Source organism: Nocardia sp. NBC_00511 (assembly GCF_045161165.1).
Classification (GTDB): Bacteria; Actinomycetota; Actinomycetes; order Mycobacteriales; family Mycobacteriaceae; genus Nocardia.
On sequence record NZ_CP107849.1, the window covers coordinates 5,559,200 to 5,577,684 of the forward strand.

At 68.3% G+C, this 18,485-nt stretch carries 16 protein-coding genes and 1 pseudogene; 10 read left to right on the plus strand and 7 right to left on the minus strand.

Annotated elements, in window-relative coordinates:
* Positions 1 to 202: 202 nt before the first annotated feature.
* Positions 203 to 1,336 (minus strand): annotated as a pseudogene (locus tag OG300_RS26070) (exonuclease SbcCD subunit D); the annotation flags it as partial.
* A 166-nt stretch (positions 1,337 to 1,502) separates the two neighbouring features.
* Between OG300_RS26070 and OG300_RS26075 the strand changes: the two are divergent.
* Together OG300_RS26075 and OG300_RS26080 are read left to right on the plus strand one after the other, a co-directional pair.
* Positions 1,503 to 2,714 carry a DNA recombination protein RmuC gene (locus tag OG300_RS26075; RefSeq protein ID WP_405485669.1) on the plus strand — a complete coding sequence of 404 codons (1,212 nt, stop codon included), beginning with the start codon at positions 1,503 to 1,505 and terminating at the stop codon, positions 2,712 to 2,714.
* Positions 2,715 to 2,852: 138 nt separating this feature from the next.
* Positions 2,853 to 4,022 carry a DUF6542 domain-containing protein gene (locus tag OG300_RS26080; protein WP_405485670.1) on the plus strand — a complete coding sequence of 390 codons (1,170 nt, stop codon included), beginning with the start codon at positions 2,853 to 2,855 and terminating at the stop codon, positions 4,020 to 4,022.
* Between the two features lie 78 nt (positions 4,023 to 4,100).
* On the opposite strand, the gene OG300_RS26085 is transcribed toward OG300_RS26080, so the two are convergent.
* On the minus strand, positions 4,101 to 5,114 hold the full coding sequence (locus tag OG300_RS26085) for a 4-hydroxy-3-methylbut-2-enyl diphosphate reductase (RefSeq protein ID WP_405485671.1): 1,014 nt from the start codon (positions 5,112 to 5,114) through the stop codon (positions 4,101 to 4,103).
* A gap of 114 nt (positions 5,115 to 5,228) precedes the next feature.
* On the opposite strand from OG300_RS26085, the gene OG300_RS26090 reads away from it, so the two are divergent.
* The 3 genes from OG300_RS26090 to OG300_RS26100 all read left to right on the plus strand — a co-directional run bounded on the left by OG300_RS26090 (position 5,229) and on the right by OG300_RS26100 (position 7,629).
* Entirely contained in the window at positions 5,229 to 5,978 is a 750-nt protein-coding gene (locus OG300_RS26090) for a lipid droplet-associated protein (RefSeq protein ID WP_405485672.1), read from the plus strand.
* A gap of 200 nt (positions 5,979 to 6,178) precedes the next feature.
* The gene (gene xseA, locus OG300_RS26095; RefSeq protein WP_405498680.1) at positions 6,179 to 7,408 is read left to right on the plus strand and encodes an exodeoxyribonuclease VII large subunit; all 1,230 of its coding nucleotides are present in this window, start codon (positions 6,179 to 6,181) and stop codon (positions 7,406 to 7,408) included.
* Positions 7,405 to 7,629 carry an exodeoxyribonuclease VII small subunit gene (locus OG300_RS26100; RefSeq protein WP_405485673.1) on the plus strand — a complete coding sequence of 75 codons (225 nt, stop codon included), beginning with the start codon at positions 7,405 to 7,407 and terminating at the stop codon, positions 7,627 to 7,629. The genes xseA and OG300_RS26100 overlap by 4 nt, the downstream gene beginning before the upstream one ends.
* A 111-nt stretch (positions 7,630 to 7,740) precedes the next feature.
* Here the strand turns inward: OG300_RS26100 and OG300_RS26105 are convergent, their stop codons facing one another.
* Positions 7,741 to 8,322: a DUF4245 domain-containing protein gene (locus OG300_RS26105; protein ID WP_405485674.1), complete on the minus strand. Its 582-nt coding sequence runs from the start codon at positions 8,320 to 8,322 to the stop codon at positions 7,741 to 7,743.
* 196 nt (positions 8,323 to 8,518) lie between these two features.
* On the opposite strand from OG300_RS26105, the gene glpX reads away from it, so the two are divergent.
* The 3 genes from glpX (at position 8,519) to OG300_RS26120 (ending at position 12,020) form a co-directional block, all read left to right on the plus strand.
* Positions 8,519 to 9,562 (plus strand): class II fructose-bisphosphatase, encoded by a 1,044-nt coding sequence (glpX, locus tag OG300_RS26110; RefSeq protein WP_405485675.1) that lies wholly within the window; start codon positions 8,519 to 8,521, stop codon positions 9,560 to 9,562.
* A gap of 141 nt (positions 9,563 to 9,703) precedes the next feature.
* Positions 9,704 to 11,104, plus strand: coding sequence for a class II fumarate hydratase (locus OG300_RS26115; RefSeq protein ID WP_405485676.1), 1,401 nt, complete (start codon positions 9,704 to 9,706; stop codon positions 11,102 to 11,104).
* A 79-nt stretch (positions 11,105 to 11,183) separates the two neighbouring features.
* Positions 11,184 to 12,020 carry a PASTA domain-containing protein gene (locus tag OG300_RS26120; protein ID WP_405485677.1) on the plus strand — a complete coding sequence of 279 codons (837 nt, stop codon included), beginning with the start codon at positions 11,184 to 11,186 and terminating at the stop codon, positions 12,018 to 12,020.
* A gap of 306 nt (positions 12,021 to 12,326) precedes the next feature.
* Here OG300_RS26120 and OG300_RS26125 read toward each other — a convergent pair whose 3' ends face one another.
* Positions 12,327 to 13,514, minus strand: coding sequence for an FAD-dependent monooxygenase (locus tag OG300_RS26125; protein WP_405485678.1), 1,188 nt, complete (start codon positions 13,512 to 13,514; stop codon positions 12,327 to 12,329).
* A 104-nt stretch (positions 13,515 to 13,618) separates the two neighbouring features.
* Between OG300_RS26125 and OG300_RS26130 the strand changes: the two genes are divergently transcribed.
* A complete protein-coding gene (locus OG300_RS26130) occupies positions 13,619 to 14,344 on the plus strand; it encodes a TetR/AcrR family transcriptional regulator (protein WP_405485679.1) in 726 nt (241 codons plus the stop codon).
* A gap of 86 nt (positions 14,345 to 14,430) precedes the next feature.
* Complete coding sequence (locus OG300_RS26135) at positions 14,431 to 14,856, plus strand: limonene-1,2-epoxide hydrolase family protein (RefSeq protein WP_405485680.1); 426 nt, start codon at positions 14,431 to 14,433, stop codon at positions 14,854 to 14,856.
* A gap of 273 nt (positions 14,857 to 15,129) precedes the next feature.
* On the opposite strand, the gene OG300_RS26140 is transcribed toward OG300_RS26135, so the two are convergent.
* From OG300_RS26140 to OG300_RS26150, 3 genes are all read right to left on the minus strand, one after another.
* A complete protein-coding gene (locus OG300_RS26140; RefSeq protein ID WP_405485681.1) occupies positions 15,130 to 15,987 on the minus strand; it encodes an acyl-ACP desaturase in 858 nt (285 codons plus the stop codon).
* A 172-nt stretch (positions 15,988 to 16,159) separates the two neighbouring features.
* Positions 16,160 to 16,687: an LGFP repeat-containing protein gene (locus OG300_RS26145; protein WP_405485682.1), complete on the minus strand. Its 528-nt coding sequence runs from the start codon at positions 16,685 to 16,687 to the stop codon at positions 16,160 to 16,162.
* 192 nt (positions 16,688 to 16,879) lie between these two features.
* Complete coding sequence (locus OG300_RS26150) at positions 16,880 to 18,280, minus strand: PhoH family protein (RefSeq protein WP_405485683.1); 1,401 nt, start codon at positions 18,278 to 18,280, stop codon at positions 16,880 to 16,882.
* Positions 18,281 to 18,485 lie beyond the last annotated feature (205 nt).

Sequence of the window (18,485 nt, forward strand, 5' to 3'; positions counted from 1 at the left end):
CGACAACCGCGCCGACATGTTCGTCGGCCGGGGCATCCGGATCCAGATCGATCGCGGGACGGCCTGTCGCTACATCGTATTCACCAGTCGCGGAAGCGAATTCGGGCTGCGTGTGGTGACCTGCGGCAGGCGTCGAGGCGCCATTCCCGGCCCGGGCCGCGGTGACCACAGGTTCCGGCTTCGCGACCGCGCGGCGCGGGCCGTCCTGTTCGCGGGCGGCTACGCCGAGGGCGCGTTCGAGCCAGGTCATCTCACCGGGCGTGGGCGTGCCGCGGACGTCGGTGAGGAAGCTCTCGGCGATCTCGGTGTCGCGGCGGCCTCGGACGCGTTCGCGGTAGCGGAGTTCCGGATTGCCTTCGGGGCGTTGCCATTCGACGTGGACGGCATGCGGGAAGCGGTCACGCAGGCGGCGCAGGGAGTCGATGGGGCGGGCGTGGTCGGTGAGGGTGGCGGAGACGTAATGGTTTTCGGCGTCGGCGTGTTCCGGGGCGGCGAGGAGGTCGTCGAGGGCGCCGGTGAGCTGGGAGAGGCCGCGCACGACGGGCAGGTCGTGGCGACGGACATCGGCCAGGCCGGTCGCGTCCAGGTCGATGATCCAGACGGCCTTGCGATGCGAGCGCTCACCGAACGAATACGGCAGCGGCGAACCCGAATAGCGCACCGAATCCGACAGCGTCTGCGGCGAATGCAGATGGCCGAGCGCTACATAGTCGATGCCGTCGAAGGCCGACATCGGCACCGTCTCCACGCCGCCGACCGAGATCGAGCGCTCCGAACCGGTCGCTTCACCGCCCACCACGAACGCGTGCGCCAGCACCACCGTGCGCGTCCCGGGCCGCCCGGCGAGCTCGGCCCGCACCCGACCCATGGCCGCGTCCAGGATCTCGGCGTGCGAACGCGCCTGCGGCACACCCAGTTCCACCCGGGTTATCTCCGGTTCGAGATACGGGATGCCGTAGAAAGCGACCGTGCCGAATTCGTCATCGAGCAACACCGGGCGATCGACATCGGCGATGCGGCAGCGCAAATGCAATCCGCCCGCGGCCGCGAAACTCCCGAGCGCACCCAACCGCGTCGGCGAGTCGTGATTGCCGGAGGTCGCGACAATGGTCGCCCCCGCTGCCCGAATTGCCTCGAATCCCCGATTGCACACCGCAATCGCGTCGGCTCCCGGAATGGAACGGTCGTACACGTCCCCCGGCAGCACCACCACATCCACCGCCTCCGCCGAAACCAATTCGGCGATCGCCAGCAGCGAGCACTCCTGATCAGCCAGCAGATCGACACCGTGAAAGGTACGGCCGATATGCCAGTCGGAGGTGTGCAGGATGCGCATGACGAAAACGCTAGGCGATCGCCCCGACAAAATCACATGCCGATCCGGACATCTCCCCGCCCCACCCGCGAAATGCCTGGAATCGCCGATAATTCGGCAGTCCGAACGCGCCAGACCGTCGCGGAATTCACAAACTTGTCGGTGGGGTCGGGCAACATCTGCTGCCATGACCGCACCGATGCTGTTCGCGCTGCTTTTGGTGTTCGTTTCAGGGCTGGCCCTCGGCTGGCTGGGCCATGCCGCCCGCGCGGGACAGCGGGCGGCGACGGCGGAGGCCAGACTGGCCGCCATGCACGACAACGAGCGGATGCTGCGGCATTCGCTGGGCGCGGCCAGTGAGGATGCGGCACGGCGGCAATCGCACGCCATCGGGGCGCTGGTCGACCCGCTACGCGAGGCGGTGGGCAACCTCAACCGCCACATCCAGGAGGTCGAGCACAACCGCATCAACGCGTATTCCGGTCTGCGCGAACAGGTTGCGGGCATGCAGCGCACCTCGCACCAGTTGACCACGCAGACCAGCCAATTGGTGGCCGCCCTGCGCGCGCCCCAGGTGCGCGGCCGCTGGGGCGAGATCCAGCTGGAGCGGGTGGTGGAACTCGCGGGCATGACCCGGCACTGCGATTTCGACACCCAGGTCACCCGCCGCGGCGACACCGTGGTTCGCCCGGACCTGGTGGTGCGCTTGGCCGGCGGCCGGTCGATCGTGGTGGACGCCAAGGTGCCGTGCACCGCCTACCTGGACGCCGCCGCCACCGAGGACCCCTCCGCCCGCGACGGCCACCTCGGCCGGCACGCCCGCGCGCTGCGCAGTCACGTCGATCAGCTGGCGGCCAAGGAGTACTGGGCGGCCTTCGAACCCTCACCGGAATTCGTGGTGCTCTTCGTGCCCGGCGACCCGTTCCTGGACGCGGCCCTCACCACCGATTCCGGACTGCTCGAATACGCCTTCGGCCGCAATGTGGTGCTGGCGACGCCCACCACGCTCATCGCCCTGCTGCGCACCATCTCGCTGGGCTGGCGGCAGGAGGCCATCTCGCAGGACGTCGCGGTGATCCAGCAGCTGGGTCGCGAGCTCTACACCCGGCTCGGCACCACCGGCGATCATCTGGACCGGCTGGGTCGCCAGCTGGGCAAGGCGGTGGACTCGTTCAACCAGACCGTCGCCTCGGTCGAGGCGCGCGTCATGGTGACCGCGCGCAAGCTGCACGACCTCGAGGTCTCCGAGATTCCGGTCACGGAGATCGGTCGCGTCGAATCATGGCCACGCGCGGTCGGCTTCGCCGAAGATCGACACCGGTTCACCGAAGATCGACAGCGGATCACCGAGGATCGGCACCGGTTCACCGACTCCGAGCGGCGGGAGGTGAGCCCGTAGGCCACCGAGTCCAGCCTCCCCAGCAACCGCTCGGTTCGGCCGCGGCAGCGCAATAGCAATCCCGCGAATATGCGATTCGGCGTACCCGCGTGATGTCGCCTGCCTCGCGAAACACCGATATGCCTTAGTGTGCTTGACGTGGCAGTTACCCAACGCGAGCGAACCGAGGTGCCCCCGTCGCACCGTTCGATCCTGCCGTCGGTTCCCGGCGTGCCGGCCGGCGCCGCCGTACTGATCGCCGTGACGTGCACCTTCATCGGTTTCCTGATCGACGCTCAGGGTGGTGACGACCTCACCGGTTCCTTCGCGACCGCGTACGTGGTGGGTTGTGTGCTGGCGGTGCTCGCCGTCCGATACCGGGGCCTGTTCACCGCCATGGTGTTGCCGCCGCTGCTGATGTTCGTGGCGGTGCCGATCTCGTATCAGGTCCTACTAGGGTCCTCGGCCAGCTTCAAGATCAAGGACCTGCTGCTGAATCTGGCCGTCCCACTGGTGAATCGGTTCCCGACCATGGCCCTGGCCACGGTGGTGGTCCTGATCATCGGCGCGATCCGGATCGCACTGCACCGCCGCGAGGCCAAGGCCGGGACCGACGGCGAACCGACCGGCACCCGGGCGCGCGCCACCCGCCCGAACAGCGCCCGCGGTCAGCGCACCCGCTCCGCCGATGCCAAGGATCCCGCCAGACGATTCTCCCGTGGCACCGCGGATGCCTCGACCACCGCCGACAGCGTCGGCACCGACACCGCGGCCCGCACCGGCCGCCGTGCGGCCGCCACCCGGGTCGCCGCCGACCCACCGCGGGTGGGCTCGACCCGGCAGCCCCGCACCGGCGCTCAGCCCGCCGCCCGCGCCGGAGCCGCCGAACGCGCCCCGGCCGCCGGGGAAGGTCGTCGCCGTCGCGCCCAGAGCCCGGAGCAGGCCGCCGAACGCACCCGCACCGGCGAACGCCGCGCGGTGCCCGCCGACTCACCAGCGGACCGCACCCGTACCGCAGAGCGCCGTGCCGTCCCGCCACAGGACCGCACCCGCACCGGCGAACGCCGTGCCGCTCCGGCCGACCGCACCCGCGCCCCGCAGCCCGCCGCCGAGCCGACCGAGGGTCGCCGCCGCCGCGCTCAGACTCCCGAGCCGCCGCCCGCCCGCGGCAGCGAACGGCATGCCGCACCCGAACGTCAGCCCGGCACCAACCCGGTGCCCGGCGAGGCCGGTGGCCGCCGTCGCCGCGCCCAGCCCGGCGACATTCCGCCGCACCCGCGCCCGAATGTCCGCTACCGCGAGCGTGATTCGGGCCGCATCGAACGCTGAGGGCCGAAACACCCTGGTCCGGAGAAACATTCGTGCCCCCTGCGTTGGACGCAGGGGGCACGATTCCGTTCGGGGCGGTTACGACCGCGCGGTGCGCAATTCGCGCGGCAGCGAGAAGACCAGGGTCTCGTTCGCGGTGGTGACGGGCTGCACCTCGCCGAAGCCGTGCTCCGCCAGCAGTTCCAGCACACCCTCGACGAGGATCTCCGGCACCGACGCACCGGAGGTGAGCCCGACCGTGCCGACGCCCTCCAGCCAGGCCGGGTCGATCTCACGGGCGTAGTCGACCAGGTACGCGGCCCGGGCGCCCGCGCCGAGCGCGACCTCGACCAGCCGCACCGAGTTGGAGGAGTTGCGCGAACCCACCACGATCACCAGATCGCATTCGGGGGCCATCGCTTTCACCGCGGTCTGCCGGTTGGAGGTGGCGTAGCAGATGTCGTCGCTGGGCGGATCCTGCAGCTTGGGGAAGCGCTCCCGCAGCCGGTTGACCGTCTCCATGGTCTCGTCCACCGACAGCGTGGTCTGCGACAGCCAGATCACCTTGTTCTCGTCGCGCACGGTTACCGCGTCGACGGACTCGGGGCCGTCCACCAGCTGCACGTGGTCGGGGGCCTCACCGGCGGTGCCCTCGACTTCCTCGTGGCCCTCGTGGCCGATGAGCAGGATGTCGAAGTCGTCGCGGGCGAACCGCTTGGCCTCCTGATGCACCTTGGTCACCAGCGGACAGGTGGCGTCGATGGTGTGCAGGTTGCGTGCGGCGGCGGACTCGTGCACAGCCGGGGAGATACCGTGCGCGGAGAACACCACGAGCTTGCCCTCGGGCACCTCGTCGGTCTCGTTCACGAAGATCACACCGCGCTCTCGCAGCGTTTCCACCACGTGGCGGTTGTGCACGATTTCCTTGCGCACATAGATGGGGGCGCCGTGCTTTTCGAGCGCCTTCTCCACGGTTTCGACCGCGCGATCGACACCGGCGCAGTAGCCGCGCGGTTCGGCGAGCAGCACGCGCTTGTCGTGCAGTTGCGGCGTGCCGGCATCACCCGCCGCCGACCGGACGATTCCGACGTTCAAGGGGATAGCCGAGGACATGCCACTCAGAATACGGGTGCGGGGTGGTGCGCATTCGCGCGGAGGTTGGCATCACAATCACATTCCGTGCTCTCCCACCTTTGCATCACAGGACGTTTCGGGCAGGCTAGGGGCATGTTCCGACCTCCGTTCCTGGCCCGGGTCGCCGCCGGGGCTGCTGTCTATGCCCTCGAGGAAACTCGTCGGCTACCGACCACCGCCATCAATTTCCCGATCACCGCGATCAGCCAGATGCTGCAGACCACCATGCATCTCCAGCAGTTCGTGACCAGCCTCGCTCTCAAGGGCGACGCCGTTTTCGACCGTTTGGTCAACCAGCCGGAAGAACAGCCGGCCTGGGCCACCTTCGATGAAGACGAAGCCGACGAGCAAACTCCTGGCTTCACTGCCGAATCGGTACGGCAGAGCCGTTTCGACCTCTTCGACGACCCCGAACCGGTCGCCGACGAGCCGGTCGCGACGGTCACCGAACCGGTTTCCGCCACGCCGGAGCCGATTTCCGCCACGCCGGAGCCGGTCGCCGCCGAACCCGTTGCGGCCGAGCCCGAACCGGTCACCGAATCGGCCGCGCAGGAGGCAGCCGAGCCGGAGACCGCCGAGCCCGCCGCCGAGACCCCGGCCCCCGCAACGGCTTCCAAGGCCGCCACCAACGGCCACAACGGCCACGTGGCGGTCATCGAGCCCGAGGTGGCCACCCGCTTCGACTACGCCAACATGACCATCGCCCAGCTGCGCGCCCGGCTGCGTCAGCTGACGGTGGACGATCTGGCCGCGCTGCTCGCCTTCGAGCAGGGCACCCTCGACCGCGCCCCGTACGTCACCATGCTGACCAACCGGATCGCGACCGTCACCGCCGCGAAGTAGCACGACTCTCGACCAACGCCGGTCGACCGGGTAACTGCCCGGCGGCCGGCGTATTTCGTTCGGGCGGGCGCGCATTGCCGGACACACGGTATTCGCGCGGATGGGCATCGGGCGAATACCAGTCGGTGCGCACTGACAGAATCGTGCGGGTGAGCACCGATACGACACCGCGGCCGCCGAGCTCGTCCGCCGAGAATCCGATGCCGGTGCGCACCATCGCGGTGAAGGTGGCGCAGTGGATCGAGCGGCTCGGCGCGGTCTGGGTGGAGGGGCAGATCACCCAGATCAACCTGCGCCCGGGCACCCGGACGGCGTTTCTGGTGTTGCGCGACACCGCCGCCGACATGTCGCTGTCGGTGACCTGCGATCCGGAACTGCTGCGCAAGTCGGCGGTGCCGCTGCAGGAGGGCAGCCGGGTCGTCGTCTACGGCAAGCTGACCTTCTTCACCGGCCGTGGCACGGTGTCGTTGCGGATCACCGAGATTCGCCCGGTCGGCATCGGTGAGCTGCTGGCCCGCATCGAGCGGTTGAAGGCGCTGCTGGCCGCGGAGGGCCTGTTCGATCCGCGCCTGAAACGCCCGATTCCCTTCCTGCCCAACAAGATCGGCCTGATCACCGGCCGCGCCAGCGCCGCCGAGCATGATGTCGTCACCGTCGCCACCGACCGCTGGCCCGCGGTGCGCTTCGAGATCCGCAACACCGCCGTGCAGGGCCCGACCGCCGTCCCGCAGATCCTGGAGGCGATCACCGCCCTGGACAACGATCCTCAGGTGGACGTGATCGTGCTGGCCCGCGGCGGCGGCAGCGTCGAGGATCTACTCGCGTTCTCCGACGAAACCCTGTGCCGCGCAATCGTGTCCGCGACCACGCCGATCGTCAGCGCCATCGGCCACGAGCCGGACAATCCGCTCTCCGACTATGTCGCCGACCTGCGCGCCGCCACCCCGACCGACGCCGCCAAGCGCATCGTCCCCGACGCCGCCGCCGAAACCGCACTGCTGCGGGAACTCCGGTCGCGGGCCGCGGCCGCGCTGCGCGGCTGGGTCGACCGCGAGTCGCGCGCCCTGACCCAATTGCGTTCGCGCCCGGTACTCGCCGATCCGCTGCGGGTCCTCGATCAGCGGCACGACGAGGTGGAACGGCTGCGCACCTCCGCCCGCCGCGCCGTCGACCACCTGCTCACCGGCGAGTCCACCACCACCCGGCACCTGCGCGAGCAGCTCACCGCGGTCGGCCCGGCCGCGACCCTGTCGCGCGGATACGCGGTGGTGCAGCGCGTCACCGGCAAGGAACGCCATGTGGTGCGCGAGATCGACGATTCCCCGCCCGGCACCCAGCTGCGCATCCGGGTGGCCGACGGCGCGATCTCGGCCGCCGCGCTCGGCTCCCAGTCACTGGTCCCCCGCCCGACCCGAAAGGACACCGAATGACCGACGACGAACGCGCCGAGATCGCCACCTTCGGCTATGAACGCGCCCGCGACGAACTGGTGAACGTCGTCAAGATGCTCGAGCAGGGCGGCATGGATCTGGATGACTCGCTGGCCCTGTGGGAGCGCGGCGAAACCCTCGCCGCCCGTTGCGAACAGCATCTGGCGGGAGCCCGCAAGCGCGTCGAGGATGCGCTGGCCAATCGTCCGGACTCGGACTAGGCCGACAAGAAGGGCAGGCGCGCAACGACTTCCATCGAGGCCCGCGCCCGCCCGACCCGGTCACGAAAAACGCCACCCGTTCGAAGCCGGGTGGCGTTCGGGTATTCCGGGTCAGTTCTTGGGCAGCGGCTGGGCCTGCGACACCGACGTGGTGATGGTGTTGTAGGCGGCCGCGTTTCCGGCCCCCTTCACCAGGATGCGTACATCGCCGAAGTCGGACACCCACGCGGTCTCCGAACCCTGCTCGGCGTAGACCGTCCACTGGTGGCCGCCGCGCTGTTCGGTGCCGCTGGGGGTGCGGGTGTTCGCGTATTTCCTGACCAGCGCGTCCTGGGTGGCGTTGGTCTGGGAGAGTTGCATGTAGGTGCCCTCGGGCGTGATGAACCCGACGGTGCTCACGTCACCGCCGCCCGCACCGGTGATGGTGTCGTGGCTGCCGGAGTTGGCTTCCCACTTGTTCGGATCCGCGTCGGGTAGCGCCGGGAGCCGGATGGAGAACGGCATCAGGTGCGCGTCGTCGGTGAGCGCGGCCTTCGCGTCGAAGTCGGGGATCTTGCCCTGCGTCGGACCGCTCGCCGTGAGCGAGCATTGACTGGCGATGCCCGCGATGACCAGGCAGATCAGCACCAGCGGGAGCAACGACCAGATGAGGTCCTTGTAATCGTGCTGGGTACGCGGCTTTTGGTACGACACGCACACAGTATCCACGCCGCCATAGTGCGACCCGTCTCACATGCCTGTCTCGCGCGTGCCGGTGGCCCGCCGGAGACGGCGCTTTCCGGTGTAAAGACGCGCCACCAGGCCGGAAGTGAAACGTCAGTACTTGCGTGAGGCTCAAAACCGCAATGAGACAATTCACGCAGCAGTAGACAACCAAGGAGGCACCGTAATGACGGCACCCACACCCGCGTCCAGCCGCCGCGAGGCTCCCGACCGTAACCTCGCGCTGGAGTTGGTCCGGGTCACCGAGGCCGGCGCCATGGCCGCGGGCCGCTGGGTCGGCCGCGGCGACAAGGAGGGCGGCGACGGTGCGGCCGTGGATGCGATGCGGCAGCTGGTTGCGACCGTGTCGATGCGCGGCATCGTGGTGATCGGCGAGGGCGAGAAGGACGAAGCGCCCATGCTCTACAACGGTGAACTCGTCGGCGACGGCACCGGTGCGGAACTGGACTTCGCGGTCGACCCGATCGACGGGACCACCCTGATGGCCAAGGGTTCCCAGGGCGCGATCTCCGTGCTCGCGGTCGCCGAGCGCGGCGCCATGTTCGATCCCTCCGCCGTGTTCTACATGGAGAAGATCGCCGTCGGCCCCGACGCCGCCGACGTCATCGACCTGGGCGCGCCGATCGCGGAGAACCTGCGCCGCGTCGCCAAGGCCAAGAACTCCTCGATCTCCGACCTCACGGTCTGCATCCTGGATCGTCCCCGCCACGAGCCGCACATGCGCGAGGTCCGCGACGCGGGCGCCCGCATCCGCCTCATCTCCGACGGCGACGTCGCGGGCGCGATCGCCTGCGCCCGACCCGATTCCGGCGTCGACATGCTGATCGGCATCGGCGGCACTCCCGAGGGCATCATCGCCGCGGCCGCCATGCGCTGTATGGGCGGTGCGCTGCAGGGCAAGCTGGCCCCCAAGGACCCGGCCGAGCGACAGAAGGCAATCGACGCTGGCCACGACCTGGATCGCATCCTGTCCACCGAGGACCTGGTCTCCGGTGAGGACGTCTTCTTCTGCGCCACCGGCGTCACCGACGGCGACCTGCTCAAGGGCGTTCGCTACTACGGCGGCGGCGCGTCCACCCAGTCGATCGTGATGCGCGCCAAGTCCGGCACCGTGCGCATGGTCGATGCGTACCACCGTCTCTCGAAGCTGCGCGAGTACGCCTCGGTCGACTTCATCGGTGACGAGCACGCCACGCCCCCGATGCCCTGACCTGCGAATCACGCTGCCGCCCCGGAGTATCCGCTCCGGGGCGGCCTGCGTTCACGGGTCGGATATTCCGCGCGGCCGGTGTGCGGATCGCCTCAGGCGTGGCACCCCCACGGGCCGCGGAGCGGGCATAGGGTCGAATTCATGACCGATACCGAGTACCGCATCGAGCACGACACCATGGGCGAGGTCCGCGTTCCCGTCGACGCGCTGTGGCGGGCGCAGACCCAGCGCGCGGTGGAGAACTTCCCCATCAGCGGACGCGGGCTGGAGCGGGCGCAGATTCGGGCGCTGGGGCTGCTGAAGGCGGCCTGTGCGGTCGTCAATCGGGATCTGGGTCTGCTGGACAAGGCGAAGGCGGACGCCATCGTCGCCGCGGCGCAGGAGATCGCGGACGGCAGGCACGACGACCAGTTCCCGATCGATGTGTTCCAGACGGGATCAGGCACCAGCTCGAACATGAACGCCAACGAGGTGATCGCGGGCATCGCGGCGCGCGACGGCGTCACCGTGCACCCCAACGACGACGTGAACATGTCGCAGTCGTCCAACGACACCTTCCCCACCGCAACGCATGTCGCGGCGACCGAGGGCGTGGTCAAGGAGCTGGTTCCGGCGCTGGATCACCTGCGGCTGGCGCTGCTGGACAAGTCCGCCGAGTGGGAGCACGTGGTCAAGTCCGGTCGCACCCACCTGATGGACGCGGTGCCGGTCACCCTGGGCCAGGAGTTCAGCGGGTACACCCGGCAGGTCAGCGCGGGTATCGAACGCCTGCTGGCGACGCTGCCGCGGGTCGGTGAGCTGGCCATCGGCGGTACCGCGGTCGGCACCGGGCTCAACGCGCCCGCCGGTTTCGGCGCGAAAGTCGTTGTGGAGCTGAAGAAGGCGACCGACCTCGACGCATTGAGCGAGGCGCGCAATCACTTCGAGGCGCAGGCCGCCCGGGACGCGCTGGTCGAGCTGTCAGGTGCGCTGCGCACCGTCGCCATCAGCCTCACCAAGATCGCCAACGATATCCGCTGGATGGGTTCGGGCCCGCTCACCGGACTGGCCGAACTCCAGCTGCCCGATCTGCAGCCCGGATCCTCGATCATGCCCGGCAAGGTGAATCCGGTACTGCCGGAGGCGGTTACGCAGGTGGCGGCGCAGGTCATCGGCAATGACGCGGCCATCGCGTGGGGCGGCGGCAACGGCGCGTTCGAGTTGAACGTCTACATCCCGGTGATGGCGCGCAATGTGCTGGAGTCGATTCGGCTGCTGGCCAATGTGTCCCGCCTGTTCGCCGACAAGTGCGTGCGCGGCCTGGTCGCCGACGTGGACCGGCTGCGGCACCTGGCCGAGTCGTCGCCGTCCATCGTGACCCCGCTGAACTCGGCCATCGGCTACGAGGAGGCGGCGGCGGTCGCCAAGCAGGCTCTCAAGGAGCACAAGACGATTCGCCAGACGGTCATCGACCGCGGCCTGATCGGCGACAACCTGTCGGTCGAGGAGCTCGATCGCCGACTCGACGTGCTGTCCATGTCGAAGACGCCCGGGAAGGACTGAGGTCGATCGCGGCGGCCGGTCGTCGACTAGCGTTCCCCCGGTAGGAGTCATCGAATTACAGTCTTCCAAAGGGGTTTTCGTGAAACGACGGGTTGCCGCCGCCGCGGCCGTGACACTGGTGGCGCTGCTCTCGGGATGTTCCACGGGCAGCGGCCACCACGATCAGGCCGCGCCCTCCACCACACCCGCGGCGACCACCTCGGCCGCCGCGAAGACCACCACCAGCGCGCCGCCCAAGCCCGCCGATTCGGCGACCTATCGCCAAACCGATACGGTGCTGGGCGTTCCCGGTTATTTCTTCAAGACGCCCAGCGGTAAATTCCAGTGCGGAATCCTGGACCAGCCGACGCACATTTCTCTCGACGGTCCGGTGGCCGCGGGCTGCCAGGGCACGGCGGCCGCGATTCCCAGTGGTGAAAAGGATTGCGTCTCTTCGGGGAACACACAGCCGCCGATGCCCGCGTTCGGAGTAGGGCCTTCCGGAGCACAATTCGCGTGCACGGCCGATGCGGTGTTCTACGGTCACGCCGATGCGCCCGCACTTCCCTATGGTTCGAAACTGACGGTCGGTAATTATTCGTGCCTGTCACAGGAAGCGGGTATCACCTGCACGCTCGACACCACCGGTGCGTATTTCTTTGTTTCGGCGCAGTCGAGTCGAGTGGTGAATTCGAGCGGCGGGAATCAGGGCTCCGGAAAAATCGTGGTGCCCGATGTGCGCGGTGAGCGTCCGGCCAAGGCCACCCAGTTGCTGGGCGATGCCGGGCTGACCGGCAAGACGGTCGGAGGCACTGATCGGGGGCCTGCGGGCGGCCAGTGCGTGGTGGTTTCGCAGCAGCCGGAAGCGGGTTCCAAGGCCGACAAGGGTGCCGAAATCACGATGCAGACCGGCGAGGCGGGCGGCGGTACCTGCTGATTGGCAGGGTCCGGAGAATCTTTCTGAAAGCAGCCCCGGTCAAAGACCTATTTTTCTGATTCTGGATTTTTTGTGAAACGGGCCACTCTTAGCCGCCGATTAGCTGAGTGTCCGCACAACGCGGATGTTCCAGGAAAGGAAAGAACAAAATGTTGCTAGCACTCGCGGGATTCCTCGCCACCCTCGGTCTCGCCGGCGCTGCCGGAACCATCTTCACAATCCTCGGAATCCTCTGAATTTCGTGCATGGATATGGCGGCCCCCGGCCGCCATATCCATGACGGAGGTTCCATCGGATCGTCGCGCATTACCGCGCGGCGATCATTGCCGGATAGTCGACCAGATCGATATCGTTCTTCGCCGAGTCGGTGTACTTCAGCATCAGGCCGAATGCCCGCGACCCGACGAACCAATTGCGGAATCGCAAGCCCAGCGCGGTCTTCGGAGCCAGGAACGGCCCCGGGCGGGAGTCGTCGGCCTTGCGCAGGTACTGCTTCATGATCTCCTGGTAGCGCGGGAACGCGACCTCGTAATCGCCACCGGCAGCGGCCAATTCACCGGCCAGCACGTACGCGCCGACCACCGCGAGCCCGGTGCCGAAGCCGCCCAGCGTGATCCCGTATCCGGCGTCGCCGACCAGCGCGACGCGACCCGAGACGAAATTCTTCATCGACACCTTGCTGAGCGAGTCCAGGTAGAAGCCGTCCAGCAGCGGCAGTTCGGCCAGCATCCCCGGCACCTGTCCGCCGATCCCGGCGAACTTCTCCGCCACGATGCGGCGCTGCTGATCGAAATCGTCTCGGGAGTACTCGAGTTCGGGTGAAGCGAAGATGTACCACTGGTTGGCCTTCGAGCCGCCGGTCACCGCGAGCCGCCCCGGGGTGCCGCAGGCGTAGGAGACCACCCGTTCGCTGTACTCGCCGGTGTTGTTCTCCTCCCAGTGCGACGCGCCCGCCAGCGCGTAGTAGTAGCCGCTGTGGGTGACGAATTCGCTTTCCGGTCCGAAAGCGAGCCTGCGGACCCGGGAGTGGATGCCGTCGCAGCCGAAGACCAGATCGAAGCGGCGGGCGGGGGCCTTCGCGAATTCGACGTACATGCCGTCGTTCAGTTCGGTCAACGCGGTGATCGTGTCGCCGAAGAGGTATTCGCAGCTGCCCGCGGTCCGCTGGTACATGACGTCGGCCAGGTCGCCGCGCAGGATCTCGATATCGCCGCCGGTGAAGTCGCCGGAGATGACGGCCTGCCGCACTCCGGCCTCGTTCACCATCACCATGTCGGTCTTGCCGGTCTGGCGGCGGGCGATGTCGTCCAGGATGCCCATGCGCTCGAGGACGGTCATATGGGTCTCGCCGGTGAAGTCGATGGCCTGGCCGCCGGCCCGCAGTCCGGGTGACTTCTCGACGACGGTGACGTCGAATCCGTAGCGCTGCAACCAGAAGGCGAGGGCCGGTCCGGCGACGCTGGCTCCGGAGATGAGGACGGTGGTGGTGCGCATTTCGGCTACTCCTCGAATAACTGCGTCCCATGGACGCTTTTGATGTAGATCAGCGTATGGTGGACGCAGTTTTGTGTCAAGCCGTGAACCGGAAAGATGTCCCCATGCCCACCACCCTCGAACTGCTCTGGGGCTCCGCCGACCGGCCTCGGCGCGGGCCGAAGCCCTCCCTCACGCTCGAGCGCATCGTCACCGAGGCCATCGATCTGGCCGACACCGACGGCCTGGGCAACCTGTCGATGGCCCGCCTGGCCGAGCGTCTGGGCTGCGCCAAGATGGCGCTCTACCGGTATGTGCCGGGCAAGGCCGAACTCACCGCGCTCATGCTCGACGCCGCGCTCGGCGTCCCCCCGGACAACGATGTCGCGCCGACCGTCGCCGAACCCTGGCGCGCCTATCTGCGGCCCTGGGCCGAGACCTTCTTCGAGCGAGTCCGGGTGCATCCGTGGGCCAACGAGGTCGCCCTCGGCATCCGCCCGATGGGTCCCAATGAGCTGGCCTGGCTGGATTCGGCCGTGGCCGCGCTGGCGGGCACCGGGCTCACCGCCGCCGAATGCTTCGACACCATCGCCCTGCTGCTGGGCCACGCGCGCGGCATCGCACAGCAGACGGCATCGATCCCCGGGCAGGAGGACTTCGAGAGCGGTATCGCCCGGGAGCTCGGTCAGGTGATGGCCGCGCAGGCCGCCCGGTTCCCGCACGCGGTCGGCGCCTTCGCCGAGACCCTGGGCGGATCCGCCGAGGAGACCGGCCGCGACAATGCCCTGGGCTTCGGCATCGACCGCATTCTCGACGGGCTGGCCATGTACATGAGCACGCGAAAGCGATAACCGGACAGGCGAAGCCGACCGCCGCCCCGGGGTGCGAACCCCGCCGAACCCTGTGCTGCGGGCCGGTTTCGACCTACGCTCACTACATGTCCGAGCTACCCGAACTGAAGCAGGATCCGGTCACCACCGTGCGGGAGTTCTTCGCCGCGCTCGAGATGAACATCGTGAACGAGGCCCTGGATCTGGCCGATCCGAACATCGTCTGGAAGAACACCTCCCTGCCGGACATCCGCGGCCTCGATCGCGTCCGCTGGGTACTCAACGGCCTGAGCAACCCCCGCTTCGGCTTCCGCGCCGACATGCACCACATCGCCGCCACCGAGGACGGCACCGTCCTCACCGAACGCACCGACTACCTGCGCGCCGGCCCGGTCGAGATCTCCTTCTGGGTCTGCGGCACCTTCGAACTCCGCGACGGCCGAATCACCCTCTGGCACGACCACTTCAGCTGGGAGAACTTCCTACGCGGCACCGCCGTCGGCATCTTCCGCGCCCTGATCCCCGGCCGCTGACCGCCGCCGAAGCCCTGCCGGTGAGTGCACAGCGGTACCGACGCTGAGCACTCCACGCGAGAAATCAACTGCGCATTGAATATGCGAATGCGCGCGTCAGCACGGCATCCTGGGCGACGTCCGATAACTCCGGAGCCGAGCGCACGCGCAGACTCCCGCGGGAGCTCATCGGACCGGGCGGGACAGCGGTGGCGGATACGACTGTGCCTCGCATGAGATTTCATGCGAGGCACAGGGTTTCGAGTTCGGCGGCTCAGGCCGCCGACTGCGGGGTCAGCCGCGCAGGTGGGCGAGTTCGGCGCGGGCCTTCTCGCCTTCCTCGCCGAAGTCGGTGCGGGTGAAGATGTTCCACTGCTCGAGCAGGGGGCGGAAGACCAGTTCGGCCTCGTTGGCGCGGTCGTAGATGCCGGCCTCGGCGAGGACCTCGTCGCTGGTGCGGCCGTCGGAGAGCTGCACGACCGGGGTGTGGAAGTCGGCGATGCGGTCGGCGATGGCGCGCACGGTCTGGTCGGGGATCAGGTCCAGGGCGGCGGCGACCAGGTTGGCGAAGAAGACGGCCTGCAGTTCGTCGTCGGCCGCGAGGCGGTCGGCGATGGTGGCCACGATGACGTCGCCCGCGAGGGTCGCGGTGGTGCGGTGCCGGATCGCGGCGGCGGACTCCTCGAAGGCCCAGGCGGCGAGCACGTCGGGCAGGTGCATGGGCGGGCGGCGGAAGCCGTCGGTCATGTGCTGCATCCGCATGCGCTCGAGCGCGATCGGGTCGACGGCCCGGGTCACCGTGAGGTAGTTGCGGATCAGGATCTCGTGCCGGTTCTCCTCGGCGGTCCAGCGACCGACCCAGCGCCACCAGTGCCCGGTGCGCAGGTATTTGCCGAGTTCCCGGTGGTAGGCGGGGAGGTTGTCGGCGATCAGCACGCTCACCGTGAGCGCGGTCTTGGCTACCTCACTCAGCTCGGATTGCGAGGGATCCCAATCGGTTCCGCCGAGGAACTCGAAGTTGCGGGCGTCGCTCCACGGCACATAGTCGTGGGGCTGCCATTCGGCGGCGGCGGCGATATGCCGCGCGAGGTTGGTTTCCACCACCGGGGCCAGTGATTCCAGCAGTTCCCGGTCTGACAAAGCGTTCTGCACGCAGACAACCTAGCGGCATTCGGGCAAATGTGGGGACCTTCACCCGGTATTCGAATCGGCTATCGTCCCGGCGTGTCCCGAACCTGTGCTGGCGCTGGGAATCAGCGGAGTGCGCCCGGGGCGGTCCGAGCGGGTGCGGGGCGGGCGGTCGCACCGCCCCGGACCGCGCGGGCTACTTCTCGGTGACGGTCGTCTGTCCGTTCACCCAGGTGATGGAGCCGCCACTGAAATCGCTCTGCTTGCCGCCCGCGATGTCGTACTCGTCGCTGGTCGGGTAGCCGAGCTTGCCGGTGGCGCCGCCGTCGGTGTCCCAGGCCTTGCGGATCTCGCCCCACACCACGTGGGTGCCGTGGGTCGAGCTGGAGTAGATTGCGCCGCCGTCGAATTCCTGGACGCTGCCGCCGTCGGGCGCCTCGGTGGCGGGTCCGGTGGGCAGGCCGAGGGTGCCGGTGGCGCCACCCATCTGGGTGTACTTGTCGAGAATGCCTCCGGCGACGGTGATTTCCGTGCCGTCCTTGCCCGCGATCTTGGTTTCGGCGGCGGCCGTGGTCGTTTCGGCCGCAGCCGTGGTGGTGGCCGCCGTGGTGGTCGAACTGGAGCTCGAGCTGTCGTTCTTGTCCTTGGTGCAACCCGCGCCCATTGCGGTGACTACCGCGATCGCCGCGATGATGCCAGCCGTACGTCGTGCGAAGTGGTGCATTTCCATCCTCCCGCGAATCCTGGCCGACACTCGGCAAATCTTCAGCGAACGGACATCGGCCGCCAAAATTGCTTGCCGAGCACATGTTTCAGCGCAATATACCCCGGGAGAAAGAAAGCGAAACCAATGCTGGAAAGTTGCCTGGTCGGGCGGCACCGCCGCCCGACCAGAGATCTACTTCAGGGAGTCAGCTCAGGAGTTGGGCCCGAACTCCTCCAGCATTTCCGTGACCAGCGCCGCGATCGGCGAGCGCTCACTGCGGGTGAGCGTCACGTGCGCGAACAGCGGGTGCCCCTTGAGCTTTTCGATCACGGCGGCCACGCCGTCGTGTCGTCCGACCCGCAGGTTGTCGCGCTGCGCCACATCGTGGGTGAGCACCACCCGCGACCCGCTGCCCAACCGGCTCAGCACCGTGAGCAGCACATTGCGTTCCAGCGATTGCGCCTCGTCCACGATCACGAACGAGTCGTGCAGCGAACGGCCGCGAATGTGGGTGAGCGGAAGCACTTCCAGCATTCCGCGCGCCTGCACCTCCTCCATCACCTCGGGGCTGGCGAGCCCTTCGAGGGTGTCGAAGACGGCCTGCGCCCACGGCCCCATCTTGTCGGCCTCGGAACCCGGCAGGTAACCGAGCTCCTGACCACCCACCGCGTACAGCGGACGGAACACCACCACCTTGCGATGCGTGCGGCGTTCGAGCACCGCCTCGAGCCCGGCGGTCAAGGCCAGTGCGGACTTTCCGGTACCGGCCCGCCCGCCGAGGGAGATGATGCCGATGCTCTCGTCGAGCAGCAGATCCAGCGCGACCCGCTGCTCGGCGGAACGCCCGTGCAGCCCGAAGGCCTCCCGGTCGCCGCGCACCAGCTGCACCCGCTTGTCCGGGGTCACCCGGGCCAGCGCGCTGCCGCGCGGGCTGAGCAGCCGAATCCCGGTGTGGCACGGCATGTCCCGGGCCTCGTCGAGATCGACGATGGACTCGGTGTACAGCTTGTCCACGACGGTCGCGGCGACCTCGAGTTCGGCCATGCCCGTCCACCCGGAGGTGACGACGTCCTGGGCGTGATACTCGTCCGCGGCCAGGCCGACCGCGCTCGCCTTGACGCGCAGCGGGATGTCCTTGGAAACCAGGACCACCTGCTCGCCCTCGGCCGCGAAGTTGAGCGCGCAGGCGAGGATGCGGGAATCGTTCGAATCCGTGCGGAATCCGACGGGCAGCACACTGGGATCGGTGTGATTCAACTCCACCTGCAGCGTGCCGCCGCCGGTGCCGACGGGCACCTGCTGATCGAGCCGACCGTGTGCGAGGCGCATGTCGTCGAGCATGCGCAGCGCCTCGCGAGCGAACCAGCCGAGTTCGTGGTGATGACGTTTTGCCTCGAGTTCACTGATCACCACGAGCGGCAACACCACACGGTGCTCGCCGAAGCGGGTCAGCGCCCAGGGATCCGAGAGCAGCACCGACGTATCGACTACGAAGGTTTTGAGTCCGGATTCGGACGACTGCGAGGCGCGATCTCCCGGAGCCGTGGATTGCGGGCTCCGGTTGGAGCGGGCGTTCCCGGTGGGAGCAATGACGGAGCGTGCATCAGTCACGGTGGGCTCCTTTGCCACTCGCGCGACACCGCGCGAGCGTTCTCGCTGGGCCGGTCAGCCTTGGAGTCTTGCGACCCGAGAGCCGAGTGCCGGCCCCCTCGCACTGAGTTGCTCAGTCACGATCAGGACCTCCCGTACGAACCACACCTACGCGGCCCGCACAACCGACGCTACCGCCGAAATCGCGATCCGGCTCCCGGACTGT

Bases quoted from the DNA above. Each gene is read 5' to 3' on its own strand.
- xseA (WP_405498680.1), top strand. From the start codon at position 6,179: ATGCCGGTGCGCACCATCGCGGTGAAGGTGGCGCAGTGGATCGAGCGG.
- OG300_RS26115 (WP_405485676.1), top strand. From the start codon at position 9,704: ATGACCGATACCGAGTACCGCATCGAGCACGACACCATGGGCGAGGTC.
- OG300_RS26130 (WP_405485679.1), top strand. From the start codon at position 13,619: ATGCCCACCACCCTCGAACTGCTCTGGGGCTCCGCCGACCGGCCTCGG.
- OG300_RS26145 (WP_405485682.1), bottom strand. From the start codon at position 16,687: ATGCACCACTTCGCACGACGTACGGCTGGCATCATCGCGGCGATCGCG.
- OG300_RS26085 (WP_405485671.1), bottom strand. From the start codon at position 5,114: ATGTCCTCGGCTATCCCCTTGAACGTCGGAATCGTCCGGTCGGCGGCG.
- OG300_RS26075 (WP_405485669.1), top strand. From the start codon at position 1,503: ATGACCGCACCGATGCTGTTCGCGCTGCTTTTGGTGTTCGTTTCAGGG.
- glpX (WP_405485675.1), top strand. From the start codon at position 8,519: ATGACGGCACCCACACCCGCGTCCAGCCGCCGCGAGGCTCCCGACCGT.
- OG300_RS26100 (WP_405485673.1), top strand. From the start codon at position 7,405: ATGACCGACGACGAACGCGCCGAGATCGCCACCTTCGGCTATGAACGC.
- OG300_RS26135 (WP_405485680.1), top strand. From the start codon at position 14,431: ATGTCCGAGCTACCCGAACTGAAGCAGGATCCGGTCACCACCGTGCGG.
- OG300_RS26090 (WP_405485672.1), top strand. From the start codon at position 5,229: ATGTTCCGACCTCCGTTCCTGGCCCGGGTCGCCGCCGGGGCTGCTGTC.
- OG300_RS26125 (WP_405485678.1), bottom strand. From the start codon at position 13,514: ATGCGCACCACCACCGTCCTCATCTCCGGAGCCAGCGTCGCCGGACCG.